The sequence below is a fragment of the Natronobacterium haloterrestre genome (assembly GCF_900112205.1).
GTDB lineage: Archaea > Halobacteriota > Halobacteria > Halobacteriales > Natrialbaceae > Natronobacterium > Natronobacterium haloterrestre.
Window position 1 is genome coordinate 1 of record NZ_FOKW01000026.1, and the last position, 1,698, is coordinate 1,698.

Here is a 1,698-nt window from a genome sequence, read left to right on the forward strand (position 1 = left end):
GAAGGAGATGAGGATTCCACCCCTGCGGTCCGCCGTACAGATGGGATCTGATGTTAGCCTTGACAGTTCGGTGACGCCCGATCGGTCCGCGATCGGTGTCATCGAACGTGGACCATAGCAAGTGTGAGTGCATTGCATTCACCGCCAACCTCCCCCATACGGGGGAAGAGCATTCCGGTTGATCCTGCCGGAGGCCATTGCTATTGGAGTCCGATTTAGCCATGCTAGTTGCACGGGTTTAGACCCGTAGCAGATAGCTCAGTAACACGTGGCCAAACTACCCTCTGGAGCGCAATAACCTCGGGAAACTGAGGCTAATGGCGCATACGGCTCGGCACCTGGAGTGGGCCGAGCTCGAAACGCTCCGGCGCCAGAGGATGTGGCTGCGGCCGATTAGGTAGACGGTGGGGTAACGGCCCACCGTGCCAGTAATCGGTACGGGTTGTGAGAGCAAGAGCCCGGAGACGGTATCTGAGACAAGATACCGGGCCCTACGGGGCGCAGCAGGCGCGAAACCTTTACACTGCACGCCAGTGCGATAAGGGGACTCCAAGTGCGAGGGCATATAGTCCTCGCTTTTCTGGACCGTAAGGTGGTCCAGGAATAAGTGCTGGGCAAGACCGGTGCCAGCCGCCGCGGTAATACCGGCAGCACGAGTGATGGCCGCTCTTATTGGGCCTAAAGCGTCCGTAGCTGGCCGATCAAGTCCGTCGGGAAATCCGCACGCCCAACGTGCGGGCGTCCGGTGGAAACTGATCGGCTTGGGACCGGAAGACCAGAGGGGTACGTCCGGGGTAGGAGTGAAATCCCGTAATCCTGGACGGACCACCGGTGGCGAAAGCGCCTCTGGAAGACGGATCCGACGGTGAGGGACGAAAGCTCGGGTCACGAACCGGATTAGATACCCGGGTAGTCCGAGCTGTAAACGATGTCTGCTAGGTGTGACACAGGCTACGAGCCTGTGTTGTGCCGTAGGGAAGCCGTGAAGCAGACCGCCTGGGAAGTACGTCCGCAAGGATGAAACTTAAAGGAATTGGCGGGGGAGCACTACAACCGGAGGAGCCTGCGGTTTAATTGGACTCAACGCCGGACATCTCACCAGCATCGACAGTAGCAATGAAGGTCAGCCTGATGAGCTTACTGGAGCTACTGAGAGGAGGTGCATGGCCGCCGTCAGCTCGTACCGTGAGGCGTCCTGTTAAGTCAGGCAACGAGCGAGACCCGCACTCCTAATTGCCAGCAATACCCTTGTGGTAGTTGGGTACATTAGGAGGACTGCCAGTGCCAAACTGGAGGAAGGAACGGGCAACGGTAGGTCAGTATGCCCCGAATGTGCTGGGCGACACGCGGGCTACAATGGCCGAGACAGTGGGATGCAACGCCGAGAGGCGACGCTAATCTCCGAAACTCGGTCGTAGTTCGGATTGCGGACTGAAACTCGTCCGCATGAAGCTGGATTCGGTAGTAATCGCCGTTCAGAAGACGGCGGTGAATACGTCCCTGCTCCTTGCACACACCGCCCGTCAAAGCACCCGAGTGGGGTCCGGATGAGGCCCGGTTTCCGGGTCGAATCTGGGCTCCGCAAGGGGGCTTAAGTCGTAACAAGGTAGCCGTAGGGGAATCTGCGGCTGGATCACCTCCACTGACCGGGACCAGGGCGTTGCCCTGGCCCACCTTTCGCGGACCACGTTCGATCGC

General features: G+C 59.3%; 1 rRNA gene. It reads left to right on the forward strand.

Annotated features, from left to right (window positions below):
• The first annotated feature begins 171 nt into the window (after positions 1–171).
• Positions 172–1,642 (forward strand): 16S ribosomal RNA (locus BM113_RS21630).
• The last annotated feature ends 56 nt before the right edge of the window (positions 1,643–1,698 follow it).